Source organism: Morganella psychrotolerans (genome assembly GCF_965118875.1).
Lineage (GTDB): Bacteria > Pseudomonadota > Gammaproteobacteria > Enterobacterales > Enterobacteriaceae > Morganella > Morganella psychrotolerans_C.
Genome location: NZ_CBCPJD010000012.1, coordinates 1 through 15,104, shown reverse-complemented (window position 1 = coordinate 15,104; position 15,104 = coordinate 1). Strand labels below are relative to the sequence as shown.

Annotated in this window: 14 protein-coding genes, 1 pseudogene and 1 riboswitch; of the genes and pseudogenes, 8 read left to right on the top strand and 7 right to left on the bottom strand. The window is 44.5% G+C overall.

What is annotated here, in order from left to right:
- From ptuA to oxyR, 4 genes and pseudogenes are all read left to right on the top strand, one after another.
- A complete protein-coding gene (gene ptuA / locus ACMHKJ_RS13100) occupies positions 1-1,629 on the top strand; it encodes a retron Ec78 anti-phage system effector ATPase PtuA (RefSeq protein WP_413494534.1) in 1,629 nt (542 codons plus the stop codon).
- Between the two features lie 4 nt (positions 1,630-1,633).
- Positions 1,634-2,389: a retron system putative HNH endonuclease gene (locus ACMHKJ_RS13095; protein WP_413494532.1), complete on the top strand. Its 756-nt coding sequence runs from the start codon at positions 1,634-1,636 to the stop codon at positions 2,387-2,389.
- 185 nt (positions 2,390-2,574) lie between these two features.
- A pseudogene (locus ACMHKJ_RS13090) lies at positions 2,575-3,628 on the top strand (IS3 family transposase).
- 100 nt (positions 3,629-3,728) lie between these two features.
- Positions 3,729-4,640, top strand: a complete 912-nt coding sequence (gene oxyR / locus ACMHKJ_RS13085; RefSeq protein ID WP_067369284.1) for a DNA-binding transcriptional regulator OxyR — start codon at positions 3,729-3,731, stop codon at positions 4,638-4,640.
- Here the strand turns inward: oxyR and sthA are convergent.
- Positions 4,637-6,037 carry a Si-specific NAD(P)(+) transhydrogenase gene (gene sthA / locus ACMHKJ_RS13080; RefSeq protein ID WP_413494530.1) on the bottom strand — a complete coding sequence of 467 codons (1,401 nt, stop codon included), beginning with the start codon at positions 6,035-6,037 and terminating at the stop codon, positions 4,637-4,639. The genes oxyR and sthA overlap by 4 nt on opposite strands.
- A 203-nt stretch (positions 6,038-6,240) precedes the next feature.
- On the opposite strand from sthA, the gene fabR reads away from it, so the two are divergent.
- Positions 6,241-6,897 (top strand): HTH-type transcriptional repressor FabR, encoded by a 657-nt coding sequence (fabR, locus tag ACMHKJ_RS13075; protein WP_067369287.1) that lies wholly within the window; start codon positions 6,241-6,243, stop codon positions 6,895-6,897.
- Positions 6,898-6,916: 19 nt separating this feature from the next.
- Positions 6,917-7,291 (top strand): YijD family membrane protein, encoded by a 375-nt coding sequence (locus tag ACMHKJ_RS13070; RefSeq protein WP_413494528.1) that lies wholly within the window; start codon positions 6,917-6,919, stop codon positions 7,289-7,291.
- Between the two features lie 86 nt (positions 7,292-7,377).
- Here ACMHKJ_RS13070 and ACMHKJ_RS13065 read toward each other — a convergent pair whose 3' ends face one another.
- The 6 genes from ACMHKJ_RS13065 to trmA all read right to left on the bottom strand — a co-directional run bounded on the left by ACMHKJ_RS13065 (position 7,378) and on the right by trmA (position 12,028).
- A complete protein-coding gene (locus ACMHKJ_RS13065) occupies positions 7,378-8,022 on the bottom strand; it encodes an energy-coupling factor ABC transporter ATP-binding protein (RefSeq protein ID WP_413494526.1) in 645 nt (214 codons plus the stop codon).
- Entirely contained in the window at positions 7,937-8,653 is a 717-nt protein-coding gene (locus ACMHKJ_RS13060; RefSeq protein ID WP_413494525.1) for an energy-coupling factor transporter transmembrane component T family protein, read from the bottom strand. Before ACMHKJ_RS13060 ends, ACMHKJ_RS13065 begins: the two co-directional genes overlap by 86 nt.
- Positions 8,646-9,278: a cobalt transporter CbiM gene (gene cbiM / locus ACMHKJ_RS13055; RefSeq protein ID WP_413494523.1), complete on the bottom strand. Its 633-nt coding sequence runs from the start codon at positions 9,276-9,278 to the stop codon at positions 8,646-8,648. The genes ACMHKJ_RS13060 and cbiM overlap by 8 nt, the downstream gene beginning before the upstream one ends.
- A gap of 13 nt (positions 9,279-9,291) precedes the next feature.
- Positions 9,292-9,795 (bottom strand): Additional component NikL of nickel ECF transporter, encoded by a 504-nt coding sequence (locus ACMHKJ_RS13050; protein ID WP_413494521.1) that lies wholly within the window; start codon positions 9,793-9,795, stop codon positions 9,292-9,294.
- A gap of 9 nt (positions 9,796-9,804) precedes the next feature.
- Positions 9,805-10,494 (bottom strand): DUF4198 domain-containing protein, encoded by a 690-nt coding sequence (locus ACMHKJ_RS13045; protein ID WP_413494519.1) that lies wholly within the window; start codon positions 10,492-10,494, stop codon positions 9,805-9,807.
- Between the two features lie 436 nt (positions 10,495-10,930).
- The gene (gene trmA, locus ACMHKJ_RS13040) at positions 10,931-12,028 is read right to left on the bottom strand and encodes a tRNA (uridine(54)-C5)-methyltransferase TrmA (RefSeq protein ID WP_413494517.1); all 1,098 of its coding nucleotides are present in this window, start codon (positions 12,026-12,028) and stop codon (positions 10,931-10,933) included.
- 105 nt (positions 12,029-12,133) lie between these two features.
- Positions 12,134-12,312, top strand: a riboswitch (cobalamin riboswitch).
- A 62-nt stretch (positions 12,313-12,374) separates the two neighbouring features.
- On the opposite strand from trmA, the gene btuB reads away from it, so the two are divergent.
- Both btuB and murI read left to right on the top strand, forming a co-directional pair.
- Positions 12,375-14,258: a TonB-dependent vitamin B12 receptor BtuB gene (btuB, locus tag ACMHKJ_RS13035; protein ID WP_413494515.1), complete on the top strand. Its 1,884-nt coding sequence runs from the start codon at positions 12,375-12,377 to the stop codon at positions 14,256-14,258.
- Positions 14,203-15,069 (top strand): glutamate racemase, encoded by an 867-nt coding sequence (gene murI / locus ACMHKJ_RS13030; protein ID WP_413494513.1) that lies wholly within the window; start codon positions 14,203-14,205, stop codon positions 15,067-15,069. Before btuB ends, murI begins: the two co-directional genes overlap by 56 nt.
- Positions 15,070-15,104: the final 35 nt, after the last annotated feature.

The following is a 15,104-nucleotide window of genomic DNA, read 5'->3' as shown; positions in this document are numbered from 1 at the left end:
ATGGAACAGAACTTACCGAGTAGAATAACTAAATTAATTAAAAAATCGGAAAATGGTGATTTTGCTACTTCTTATCAGCTTTATAAGATATTTGACTCAAATGAGTACGGAGTTGAGCCAGATGAAAAAATGTCTAATTACTTTAAAGAATTATCAGCAAAACAGCTAGAAGGTGGTCAACTGAGAGTTGTTGATATTCGTTTGGAAAACTATAAAGGGTTTGAGTCCCTTATAATGAATTTTTCCATGAAAAAAAACTCTACAATTTTAGTAGGGAATAATGGCTGTGGAAAGTCGACGATTCTCGATGCAATTCAGAAGGGAATGACACATCTCTCCTCAAGACTATCTACTCGCTCACATAATGGCGATGGTATCGAAAAGCATGAATTAAAAAAAGGTCAAAACTATGCTTCGATCGTAATAAATTACGACTATATGGGAGTACGTTTCCCTATGACCATAGCTATGACAGAACCTGGTTATGAGGATAGCGTAAAAAGTAACTATAGCGGGATTAATGAGTTAGGTAATATTTTCAAAACAGCCAATTCAATAAATCTAAATACTTCATTTCCTTTAATTGCAATGTATACAGTTGAAAGAGCTAATGATGTTTCAACTAAAGATATTGAGAATTCAGAAGAAATTAAAGAAGCTCAAATCTGGGATAAATTTAAAGCATATAATAAGAGCCTGACAGGAAAGGCTGATTTTAAATTATTCTTTAGATGGTTTAAAGAATTAATAGAAATTGAAAATTCTGATAATGCTGATGTAACAGCATTAAGAGCAGAAATTCGTGCTAAAGAAAAGGACTTAGATAATCCATTATTAAAAGCTCTTCTGACAGAAAATAAGGATTCTCAGACTACTAAAAAGTTGCTAGAAGATCATAACAATACTTTAAAGGTTTTAAAGGAGAAATTAAATAGCTATTATTCAATCAATAGTAAAACATTACATACTGTTGAAGATGCAATTTATTCTTTCCTACCTGGATTTAGTAACCTCAAGCTTCAAAGAGCTCCTCTTGATCTGATTGTGGATAAAGATAATATTTCTTTAAGTGTTCTGCAATTATCGCAAGGTGAAAAATCTATTTTAGCACTAATTTCAGATATTGCCCGTAGATTGACACTGTTAAACCCTAATAGTGTCATTCCGTTGAATGGCACTGGTATTGTGTTAATTGATGAAATAGACCTGCACTTACACCCGTCATGGCAGCAAAATATTATTCCACGACTTGAGAAAACTTTTAAAAACATTCAGTTTATAGTTACAACTCACAGTCCTCAGGTTTGTCATACTATTGATAGCCAAAATATATGGTTATTAAAGAATGGCCAAAAATTTAAGGCACCGAAAGGGGTTAGAGGGGCAATATCTTCTTGGGTATTGGAGAATTTGTTTGAGGTTGCCCAAAGGCCGCCAGAAGATAGGTACACCAAGCTCTTACAAGAATATAAAGATTTAGTATATTCAGAAAAATATGCTAACGATGACACAAGAAAGCTAGGTGCTACTTTATCCCAACACTTTGGTCCGGATGATGAAACCTTAGTAGAGTTAAAGCTTGAAATTGAAAAAAGAATTTGGGAGGATGACTTTGAAAAGGATCAATAAAACTTTGGAGGATCAATTTTTTACCAATTTCAAAGCTCAGAATCAAAATGGAACTTGGGATGACTTTAGGAATCATGAACAAGGCGTGTTGTATAAGAGGCTCAAGCAACACATTTGCAATGATCAAATGTACCTTTGTGCGTATTGTGAGATAGATTTAGAACGTAAAAATGAACATGAAATAAAAGTGGAACATTTCAAATCCAAATCTGGTTCTCTCCCAGGTGGTATTAACTGGCATTTAGAATGGTCTAATCTCTTAGCTGTATGTCTTGGTGGCACAAATGAAGGTGATGATTATGAATTACCAGTGAACCTTAGTTGTGATTCATATAAATCTCATTATGAAGATAAAAAGAGAGTCAATGACAAAGACTGGACAGGGAAAATTCTCTTTCCCCTCACCCTTCCAAACGCACACAATTTATTTGTTTTTGAGAAAGGTACAGGCAAATTGCTACCTAATGAATCATATTGCAATCGTATTAGTATAGATGGTAAGCCTGCTGCTGAAACACTAAGCATCGTTAGTAAAACAATAGAGGTTTTAAATTTAAATTGTAGCAGACTAAATAACGCCAGAATGAGATTGCTGTTTCACTTCAATAAGTGTGCACGAGAAAAAGATTTAAAAAAAATGCATAATTTATTGATGCAATGGAGTCAGGGTGAACCAAAATTTTTTCAGACGACACGAGATATAATTATTCGTGAAAGCAAAATTTGCCAAAAATTATTGGACGGAACTACAAGATATTAATTGTATTAGCTCAGACGTGATTTGCCAGTTACCGGTTATTTATACACAGGTGCCTGTCAGATTACATCTAGTTTAAATCCAGATGCGCTTTCCATCAAGCAATGCTTCCACTGGCGTTTGTCCACTTTCCCTAAAATGGAACAACTATAATTAGATTTTCTGCCCTGAAAACAGCAGAGGTCATGATGAAAAAAGCACGTTTTACCGAATCGCAGATCGTCAGTATTTTAAAGCTGGCTGACTCTGGTATGAAGGTTGACGAAATCTGTCGCCAAAACGGGAGCAGTAACGCCACATATTACAACTGGAAATCAAAATATGGCGGTATGGAAGCGGCTGATATTAAAAGGCTTAAAGAACTTGAGGATGAAAATACCAGGCTTAAACGGTTGTTTGCGGAAGTTAGTCTGGAAAATCATGCTATGAAGGAGCTTTTCGCAAAAAAGGGCTGGTGATGACTGGGAAAAAGACCTGCGCTCAGGAATTAACTCAGGCAGGCTTATCGGTCATAACCGCCTGTCGGTTAGTTTCATTGCCCGGAACCTCTTTTTACCGGACAAACACTGACTGGAAAATAAAGGACGCCCCTGTTATTGAAGCGATTTATGCCGAACTGGAATTATCACCACAGGCCGGCTTCCGGAAATGTTTTCACCGGATACGGCAAAAAAACATCGCTTTAATCATAAACGGGTTTATCGGGTATATTGCCGGCTGGGCTTAAACCTGAAACGCAGGGTAAAGAAAAAATTGCCTGAGCGGGAAAGAAAACCGCTGATTACAGCAACACAGATTAATGAACGTTGGGCGATGGATTTTATGAACGACAGCCTGTATTGCGGCAAGAGATTTAGAACATTGAATATTATTGATGAAAGTACACGTGAGTGCCTGGCCATTGAAGTTGATACCTCATTACCGGAATATATCCGGGTGGATAATTGACCGGAATTTATATCGGATAAACTGATTTAGTTTTGTACAGAAAATGGAGTGGCACTGAATTATATTCAGCCGGGAAAACCACAACAAAACGGGTTTATTGAGCGTTTTAACGGATCATTCCGTCGTGAATTTTTAAATGCGTATTTATTTGAATCACTGAGTCAGGTTAAAGAAATGGCCGGGTTCCGGATGCAGGATTACAACCGGAACCGGACACATGAAAGCCTGCATAATCTTCCGCCTGAGATTTACCGGAAGCAGCTGGAAAATTCTAATCAGGACTGTTTCAGATAAGGGGAAGTGGACACTGCGATTTAGGCTCGACTAACCATTTAGTTGCGTTATGATGGATATCAATTGATTTTATCTATTAATCGCAGACGGAGAGACAGGCATGAATATCCGGGATTTGGAATATCTGGTTGCACTTTCAGAGCATAATCACTTCCGCCGCGCAGCTGATGCATGTCACGTCAGTCAGCCGACACTGAGCGGACAGATTAGAAAACTGGAAGATGAGCTGGGTGTGATGCTGCTGGAGCGAACCAGCCGTAAAGTCTTGTTTACCCAGCAGGGAATGTTGCTGGTGGATCAGGCCCGGACCATTCTGCGTGAAGTGAAAATCCTGGAAGAGATGGCATCACTTCAGGGTGAAAGTATGGCAGGTCCGCTGCATATCGGGCTGATTCCGACCATTGCGCCGTATCTGCTGCCGCATATTATCCCTGAGCTGCACCGGCTCTGGCCGAAACTTGAAATGTATCTTCATGAAGCACAAACGCAACAGTTGCTGGCGCAACTGGACAGCGGAAAGCTGGATTGCGCGATCCTGGCAAGGGTGAAAGAAACCGGCGCGTTTATTGAAGAGCCGCTGTTTAATGAGCCGATGAAACTGGCGGTTTATGATGATCATCCGTGGGCTGCGCGCCAGGACGTGGAAATGCATGAGCTGGCGGGTGAAAAATTGCTGATGCTGGAAGACGGACACTGTCTGCGTGATCAGGCGATGGGGTTCTGTTTCCAGGCGGGGGCGAAAGAAGATACCCATTTCCGGGCAACGAGCATGGAAACGCTGCGTAATATGGTTGCGGCGGGCAGCGGGATCACCTTACTGCCGGATCTGGCTATTCCGCCGGAGCATAAACGCGACGGTGTGTGCTATCTCTCCTGCTCTGAACCGGAGCCTTTCCGTGAAGTGATTCTGGTTTATCGTCCCGGTTCGCCGCTGCGCAGCCGGTACAGCCAACTGGCAGAAGCGATCCGTGCAAAAATGTGTGCGTATTATCAACAGGAACCGCCGGTTTAAAATAACCGGTTCAGTCCGTTAAGGGCGGCAACACGGTAAGCTTCTGCCATGGTCGGGTAATTAAAGGTGGTATTCACGAAATAATCGAGCGTATTACCTTCCCCTTTCTGTTCCATAATTGCCTGACCAATATGGATAATTTCTGCCGCCCGCTCACCGAAGCAGTGAATACCGAGGATCTGGCGGGTATCGCGGTGGAACAATATTTTCAGGCTGCCGACATCCAGACCGGCAATTTGTGCCCGTGCCAGATGTTTGAACTGCGCCCGTCCCACTTCATACGGAATTTTCATTGCAGTCAGTTGCTGCTCGGTTTTACCGACAGAACTGATTTCCGGAATGGTGTAAATACCGGTCGGGATATCTTCAATCAGATGCAGTGGTGCATCACCATCATGGGTGATAGCACGGGCAGCAATCCGCCCCTGATCATACGCCGCAGAAGCAAGGCTCGGATAGCCGATCACATCCCCGACCGCATAAACCGCCGGATTACTGGTCTGATAGGTATCATTAACACTGATAAGCCCGCGACTGTCGGCACTGATCCCGACATGCTCAAGCCCCAGACCATCCGTATTACCGGTTCGTCCGTTAGCATAGAGCAGGCAGTCTGCTTTTACTTTTTTGCCGGAGCGGAAGTGAACAATCACACCATCGTCCGTACCTTCAATCCGCTCATATTCCTCGTTCTGGCGGATAACCACGCCATTGTTCCAGAAATGATAAGTCAGTGCGTCTGACATCTCCTGGTCAAGAAACGCCAGCAAGCGGTCACGGGTGTTGATTAAATCTACTTTTACACTTAACCCGCGAAAAACAGAGGCATATTCGCAGCCAATCACACCGGCGCCATAAATAATGACATGGCGCGGCTCATGTGTCAGGGAGAGAATAGTGTCACTGTTATAGATACGGGGGTGATTAAAATCCACATCCGGCGGGCAGTAAGGTCTGGAGCCGGTGGCGATAATAGTGTGAGTTGCGCTGAGAATATCACTGCTGCCGTCTGCATAACGGACACGGATATCACCGGTGTCTGTAAATGCAGCTTCACCGTAGAACATGGTGCAGCCGTTGCGCTCATAAAAGCCGCGGCGCATCCCGGTTTGCTGGGTTATCACGCGTCCGGCGTGTGCCAGAATCTCAGAAAAAGAGGATTTCAGAATCCGGGAGTTATCACTGTACAGCGGATTCTGGTTAAATTCGATAATACGGCTGACTGCGTGGCGCAGTGCCTTGGAAGGGATGGTGCCCCAATGGGTGCAACCGCCGCCGACATTGTTGTAACGCTCAACAACGGCAACGCGTTTTCCCTGTTTTACAAGCCCCATAGCCACACCTTCGCCGCCCGGACCGGAGCCGATGACAATTGCGTCAAACTGGTTCTGTTGCATATAAGAAATAACCTGTTTATACATAAGTTAATAACATCATCTTAACATCAGAAGATAAATCAGCCTACATTATGTAAGGTTGATGCATCACAGTTTGAAGAATTTTTTCATAAGAAATTGTGTCGCCATCAACTAATCATCACTGTAAATAACACTAAGTTTGCTATATTGATCTGTCTGAATTAATTGAGAGCCAAAATTCTGTGAGTAACGTGATTGGTGTAAGAGCAAAACAAAAAGAAAAAACCCGCCGGGCTTTGATTGAAGCTGCCTTCAGTCAGCTCAGTGCAGAACGCAGCTTCACCAGTCTGAGCTTACGCGAAGTCGCCCGTGAGGCCGGGATCGCACCGACCTCATTTTACCGTCATTTCAAAGATGTGGATGAACTGGGTCTGACGATGGTCGATGAAAGCGGGCTGATGCTGCGCCAACTGATGCGCCAGGCACGTCAGCGTATCGCAAAAGGCGGGAGTGTGATCCGGACATCAGTTGCAACATTTATGGAGTTTATCGGTAATAACCCCAACGCTTTCAGGTTACTATTACGTGAACGATCCGGCACATCTGCGGAGTTTCGTGCGGCTGTTGCACGGGAAATCCAGCATTTTATTGCTGAACTGGCAGACTATCTGGAAATGGAAAGCAAAATGCCACGTCAGTTTACGGAACTACAGGCGGAGTCGATGGTAACCATCGTCTTCAGTGCCGGTGCGGAAGCACTGGATATTGATTTTGACAAGCGTGCGCATCTGGAAGTACGGCTGGTATTACAACTGCGGATGATTGCCCGTGGCGCGTATTACTGGTATCGCCGCCAACAAGAGAAAACAGATGACACTGATGACAGCCCTTTAACTTAACACTACCAGGGAGAATGCTATGAAGGAACAGTACCGCCGTGACAAAGGAACTTTATTGCTCGCGTTTATTGTCGGGCTTACCGTACACGGTACATTTTCAGTTTTATTTAATTCATTGGTTCAATTTTCGATTTTTCCGGTCATTGCACTTTGCCTGGCTGTGTATTGCTTCCATCAGCGCTACCTTAACCAGATGCTGCCTGAAGGCATGCCGAAATTGGTGACGGGTACGTTTTTCTTAGGGTTGTTCAGTTATAATGCATTACTGCGGGTGGAGTATCCGGAAGCCGGATCAAATTATTTTTCTGCCGTATTTATTGTGATTATCGCACTGTGGTTATACCGGGCGATGAAACTGCGCCGTGAAACCGGGCAGGATGAAGTGACGGAATAACCGTCGCTGACAAAAGATAAAACAAAGAAAACAGAAAAGCCGATCATTTTATATTAATCGGCTTTTTTATTATCTGAATCAGGTTTTCAGGGACGGCAGGGAAACGGGATTACCCGGTGTGCCATTGACTCAGTAAACTGCCTGTTATGGGAGGCGACAATCATCGGCAGATTCAGTTCGCGGAGAATATTTTCCAGCCGCTGAATATTCTTCTCATTCAGACCATTAGTCGGTTCATCCAGCAGCAATACTGACGGTGACATGGCAAGTACGCCTGCCAGCGCGGTAAAGTTCTTCTCACCCCCGGAGATTTCCGTCACCGCCCGGTCTTTCAGATGGATAATATCCAGCATTTCCAGGCAGGCGATGGCGCGTTCGCGCGCTTCATCCTGCGTCATACCCATATTCAGCGGGCCGAACATCACATCATCCAGCACGCCCGGACCAAATAACTGGTCGTCAGGATGCTGGAACAATAATCCCAGCGGACCGCGGATTTCTGTAAAATCATCTTCTGACTGACGACGCTGGTCAAATACAGTGATTTCACCACTGAACGGAATAAAGCCGAGCAGGGTATGTAACAGGGTGGATTTCCCGCTGCCGATATCACCACACAGGAACAATCGTTCTCCGGCGTTCAGGTCAAAGTTCAGATCCTGAATTATCGGCGCAGCGTTGCGACGGACAACAAGGTTTCTGACCTGAACTAACGGGCTTTGGGGAGTCATTAACACACCTTTTTGTCGTAATTGAAGATGGACGCGCATAGAAACCACGGGCTTTCAGTGCCATTTCTGTCGTTTCCGCTTTATGCATGGCTTTGATAAGCAGCAGGGCGACTAACTGGGACAGCATCATAAATGTCCGTTTGTTCATCCCTTTTTTGAATCCCCTGGCTTTCATGGCGGTTTCAATTTGTTGTTTGGTTTCACTGAAAATCGCGATATAGCGGATTGTCAGGATAAACAGTTTGATAAGCTTATCCGGCAGAGGATAGCGTTTTACCGCACAAGCGAGGTCTATATCTGTCATGTTGGTCAGCATGGCGGAGACAAACAGTAAAATCGCATTCATCTTCAGGGTAATTTGCGTCGCCAGAAAAATGCCTGCCGGAGATTGCACAATTCCCTGACTCTCGATTTTCCACGGCAGCGTCAGCCAGATGAATAAAACAAAGATATTCAGCTTGAGAACGGTCAGCAATGAGTGACCTAACTGATGGCGGCGGCAGATAACAAACAGCACAAAGGCACCAGACAGACCGGCTGTCAGCCAGTCGGTCTGCCGGATGCCACTGAGAAGAAATGCCCAGAGAACAGCAAGAAGCAAACGCCGGTGCGGGGCAAGCCACTTATCCATAGCTGTGCTGACCCGTCTGATTGACCGCCAGTGATGCCGGACGCATTTTTGCCAGCGCCAGCAGGATCCCGACACTTATCAGGGAGTCTGTCACAAAAATAGGCAGGTGCCCGATAAACAGCAGCCAGACCAGATCGATGTACGATTTTCCGCTGTCCAGCACCAGTGCCAGGGAGGTCAGACACACAGTCCCCAGAGTTCCGAGCATACCCGCCATGATCCCGATATAGATAAGACGCCCCCGGCTCAGCCCCGGATGCATTGAGTTGCGGAACAGATAATAGACCAGCAGCGCCGGAATCGAGATATTACACAGGTTCACGCCGAGCACCGCGAAGCCGCCGAAGGAAAAAAACAGCACCTGCAGCGCCAGGGCGATAAGAAAGGCGGGAAATACCGCCCAGCCGAGAAACAGTCCTGCCAGCCCGTTTAAGATCAGATGCACACTACTGACCCCGATAGGCACATGAATAGTGCCGGCAACAAAGAAAGCCGCGCCGAACAAGGCCGCCAGAGACAAGCGCGAAGTATCCAGCTGACGAATGCCGATGGCGACACCCGCCGCCGCAACCAGACCGGCACCGGCAAGAACAGGAAGATGTAATACGCCTTCTGATAAATGCATGTTAGTCCTCCTGTTATGCGGCTTTAGCGGCCTGTTTGGTGAGTTCACGGGCAAGGAAGAAGGCAATCACACCAAAAATCCCCACAATATAGCCAACCCCGCCTAAAATATTTTGCAGATAAATTTTATTTTTTAACTGATCAATATCCTGGCGGATCTGAATATAGCCGGAAGATGAATCACCACTGCTGCTGGTTGCTGAAATAACCGGAACGTCAGTTTCAACTTTATGACCTTCATCCCCTTCAACATATAAAACATATTCACCGGTAGCGGGTACGTCGATTTTGAAATAGCCTTTATCGTCCGTTTTACCGGATATTTCATCATCCTGATGACCTTTCAGATAGGTGCCGACATAAGTATCTTTTGCCGGTGACATATCTGAATAATAGGATTGCCCGCTGATCACATTACCTTCTAATTGTGCCACAACGTGCATGGAGTGAGCTTGTGCTGTTGTTGCTAACAGCACCCCGTTAATGAATAAAGCGGCAAATAAGTAAATAGACTTCATAACGTTTAATTACTCTGCATCAAATGATAGGACATATTCTAACTGCTGGAATCCATATTCCTTATTATCCGGTGTATCCAGTTTATATTCGGCATACACTTTGTTTGCGCCTTTTTCAGCTTTGAATTTTGCGAGGCCCTCTTTATTGGTTAATACACCCGGATCTTCTTCACTTTTGGCAATCTTCATGCCTTCCAGCGGCTGACCATCTTTCAGTGCTTTGATTTCAAATTCCCCGCCGGCAACCGGTTTGGTCATCGGAACCAGCTCATAAGGTGTGTTGAACGTTTTAGTGGCATTACTATCCCACTTAACAATATTTTTACTGAATTTAATCGGATTTTTGCTGAATTCTGCATCCGGTACTTCAATTTTATTTTTTTCAACAGTGCGTCCGTTCTTTAATTTACTCCAGACGCCATTATCATAGCCTAATAATATAATTGACGCATTTTCCGGCATGGCAAAGTACGCTTCGCCATCTTTAAATATAGTACTGATACTTTCTGTCTTACCATCCTGCATAACAGCCTGAACAGGTTTTAATTTATTCTCAGGATATTTTTCAGTCGGATTGTGACCAAAGCGGACAACATATTCAGCGCCGTCAGCTTTTTCAATCCAGATATTATGCGCGCTGGCCTGAAAACTACTGAATAACAGAGCAGCTGAAATTAACGTTATTTTCTTCAGAGACATAAAAATACCTTTTGATTAAGTGATGGGTTTATTTTACCCGGAGTATAAGTCAGTGAAAATAAAAATAAGACCTGAAATTCAAAGGAATAATTAATATCAGGAACGGCTCACAGTAAATTGTTAAATATTTATATACCCGGTCGGGTTTCTTTAATTGGTTTGGGCAGGTTGTTAATATATTGCGGCAGAGTTATTTTTTGTATCAGAAATGTTGAAAAAATAGAGGGCGTCAGTTGAATGAATATATAAAAATTTAAATATAGTTTTATGATGAAAACTACGCCGGTTAATGCTCTGCTTAGTGAATCACACGGAAAAAGAAAGAAAAAAACAGAACTGACCAGATATGATCAGGGAATAGTTGAAATAAACATATAAACTAAAAAAGTTCTTGATCATAAATCAAGAACTTTTTAGAAGGACTATTAACAAGTGATCAGCGCCGGATCAATAAAACGCCGCTTTCCATGTGGTGAGTGTACGGAAATTGATCAAACAGAGCGAGGCGTTCAATTCTGTGGGTCTGACTCAGTGTCTCCAGATTTTCACATAAGGTTTCCGGGTTACAGGAAATGTAGAGAATGCGGTCATAGCCCTGCACCAATTTAACGGTTTCTTCATCCAGCCCGCTGCGCGGGGGATCAACAAAAATCGTATTGCACTCGTAGGATGTCAGGTCGATATCCGCGAGACGGTGAAATTCACGCGCGCCCTGCATTGCTTGTGTGAAATCTTCCGCAGACATCCGGATAATCTGCACATTATCAATATGGTTGGCTTCTATATTATACTGCGCTGCCGCAACGGACGGCTTGGCAATTTCCGTTGCCAGTACGCGACGGAAGTTGCGCGCCAGTGCCAGTGAGAAATTACCGTTGCCGCAGTAAAGCTCCAGTAAATCGCCCTGTGAACCTTGCGTGGCAGAGAGCGCCCACTCCAGCATATGGATATTTACCGCAGCATTCGGTTGTGTGAAGCTGTTCTCGACCTGGCGGTAAATCATCTCTTTACCTGCGACCGGCAGCACTTCATCCACATAATCATTATCCAGCATGATTTTCGTTTTTGACGCCCGCCCAATCAGTTGGATATCAAACCCCAGCGTTTGTAATTGTGCCCGCAGTGTTGTTGCGGCTGCCGTCCAGCTATCATCCAGCTTTTTGTGATAGAGCATGGAGACAATAATTTTATTGCTTCGCGTCGACAGATAATCAATCTGAAAAAGTCTATGGCGCAGCAGAGGTGTCTCTTTTATTAACGGCAAAATAGCCTGCATCATGTCGTTGATCAGATGGCTGGCTGTCGGAAAGGTATCAATGCGGATACGCTGTTTGGTCTGCGGATCAAACATGATATGCCAGAGGTCATCCTCTTCGTGCCAGATACGGAATTCAGCCCGCATCCGGTAGTGAGATACAGGGGAAGCAAACACGTCCACATCCGGTGCCTGAAAAGGGCTCATCATGTTTTGCAGACGGCTTGTCTTTTCTGCGAGTTGTTTTTTGTAGTTTTCAATGGGTAACGTGTTTTGCATGAATCAATCCCGGTTTGCTGATCACAAAAAATGTTAGCGTCTTAATAATTAAAGTGTTCTGTCCGACATTTCAGGAGCCTTGTTATGGACAGCGTCAGAAGCGTGATCGTAGCATGATAACTCGGTTTCTTCATAAGAATGAAAAGGGAATCCGGTGAAATTCCGGAACTGGCGCGCAGCGGTAATGGTAATAGCAACAAAATGACACTGTCGTAAGACGGGAAGTGGTTGCGGGTAATAATACCCACCTGAGTCCGAAGACCTGCCGAAGATTTGTCGTCCGTTATGCTTACGCTACAAAGCTGATGGGTGGCATCCTCTTTATATGTATGTGGGTGCTTTGGAAATGAATATTACTTTACCTTGCGCGCTGTCCGCCACCGGACTGGCCGTTCTTTCTGCGTTATCTTTTTCTGTTTCAGCTAACACCAATGATGATCAAATAATTGTTTCCGCAAACCGCTTCCAGCAGCCGGTTTCCTCTGTATTAGCCCCTGTCACCGTTGTTACCCGCGAAGAAATTGACAAATGGCAGTCAAATTCTGTGGTGGATGTTCTGCGCAGATTGCCGGGGGTAGATGTGGCGCAGAGCGGGGGGATTGGACAATTAAGTTCAGTGTATATCCGGGGAACAGAAGCCAGACATGTCATGATTTTAGTTGATGGTGTCCGTTTAAATCAGGCGAACGTATCCGGTAGTTCTGATATTAGTCAAATCCCGTTATCACTGGTGCAGAGTATTGAATATATCAGAGGTCCGCGCTCCGCTGTTTATGGATCAGATGCTATCGGCGGAGTGATTAATATTCTGACTGAACGTAAAACTGAAGGTACAACACTGAATGCAACCATGGGATCTCATGGTTATCAGGAATATGATGCTTCAACACAACAAAAAATAGGTGATAAAACAACGGTCACTGCGGCAGGAAGTTATCTTTATACAAAAGGTTTTGATATTGAAGCTAATGGTAATACCGGCGGAGTACCTCAGCCTGACCGTGACGGATTCATGAATAAGTCACTTTGGTTGGGGGTTAAACATCAGCTAAACGATAACTTTGATGTATATGCAAGAGCCTACGGTTTTGATAACAGAACAGCATATGACAGTGCTGTATATGACGGCGCACTGGTTGATACCCGTCAGCTTTACAGCAGAACATATGATGGTGGTATTTCGTATAGCGAAGGTATCTATTCTTCATTCCTGAATTACAGTTTTAACCATACTAAAGATTACAACTATGACCCGCGGTATGGACAATATGGTAAAGGAAGTCGTCTTACTGATACTGAACAATATAATGTTCAGTGGGGAAATAATGTTCAGGTCGGAAATGGTTCTGTTAGCGGTGGTGTTGACTGGCTGCGGCAAAAAATGAAAGATGGTTCCAGTGATTTTGAAGCTGCAGATAAAGATTATTTTGATAACACCGGACTATACGTAACTGGTCAGCAATGGATTGGTCCGGTTATCGCAGAGGCATCTGTTCGATCTGATCATCATTCAGATTATGGCTGGAATTCTACGTGGCAAACCAATATCGGTTGGGAATTTGCAGAAGGCTATCGTCTGATTGGCGGATACGGAACTGCATTCAAAGCGCCAACACTAAATCAACTCTATAGTGCGTGGGGAAGTAATCCCAATCTAAAACCCGAGAAAAGTAAACAGTGGGAAGGCGGAATTGAAGGAAACACTGGTGTCCTGAACTGGCGGGCAACCGCTTTCCGTAATGATATTGAGGAATTAATCCAAAGCGAGTCGTATGCTCCGTGGCAAAACCATAATATCGGTGAGGCCGTCATAAAAGGTACTGAGCTGACAGGAGAAATGGATACGTGGATTTTCCACCATACATTCTCTTATCAATATATTGATGCAAGAAACGGACAAACGCATGAACGTCTGGATCGCAGAGCAAGACAGCAACTCAAGTACCAACTGGACTGGAATATAGAAGAATTTGATATGGGACTAACTTATCACTATATCGGGCAGCGTACAGATAAAGATTATGGTGTATATGATCCTGCAGCAAACGGATATAAATCAGTATCAATGGGTGGCGTTAGTCTTTTTGATATAACTGCCGCATATCCGATCACTGACCATCTTACAATTCGTGGTAAAGTAGCTAACCTGCTTGATAAAGACTACGAGACGACGTATGGCTACCGAACCGCTGGTCGTGAATACTTCCTCACAGGAAGCTACAACTTCTGATCTGAAAGCCCGCCCGACAGTGCTGCTGTTTGACTCCGGCATGGGCGGCTTATCTGTTTATCAGGAAGTAAAAAAATTACTTCCTGATCTCCACTATATATATGCATTCGATAATGAAGCATTCCCTTACGGTGAAAAAACCGAAGCCTTTATTGTTGAACGCGTGATTAATATTGTACGGCAGGTCGCAAAACAACATCCGCTGGCTGTCATTGTTATCGCCTGCAATACCGCAAGTACCATTACACTGCCTGCACTGCGGGCGATGTCGGATATCCCGGTTGTCGGTGTGGTTCCTGCCGTGAAACCGGCAGCAAAACTGACCCGCAATGGCGTGGTCGGGCTGCTGGCAACAAGAGCGACTGTTAAACGGGCGTATACACGGGAGCTTATCGACCGCTTTGCCTCTGAATGTCAGGTAACATTATTAGGTTCTGCGGAACTGGTTGAACTGGCGGAGCGCAAACTACATGGTGATGCTGTGCCTGCTGATGTACTGGCGGAAATCCTGGCGCCCTGGCTGAAAATGAAAGAGCCGCCGGACACCATCGTCCTGGGATGCACTCACTTCCCGTTAATCGCGGAAGAATTGATAGCCGCGTTACCGGATGGCACACGGTTGGTTGATTCCGGAGCGGCAATTGCCCGTCGTGTGCAATGGCTAATTAATAATAATGAGAAGCCACATTACTCTACAGCAGAAGAATGCATTGCTTATTGTCTGCGGAATGATGAGTCTGCACAGCAATTGTTGCCGGTTTTACAGCAATTCGGGTTTGAATCGCTGAAAAAACTAACAATAACAGGGTGATTTGCTGCATTAAACAGCAGTCAGAATATTTTTAT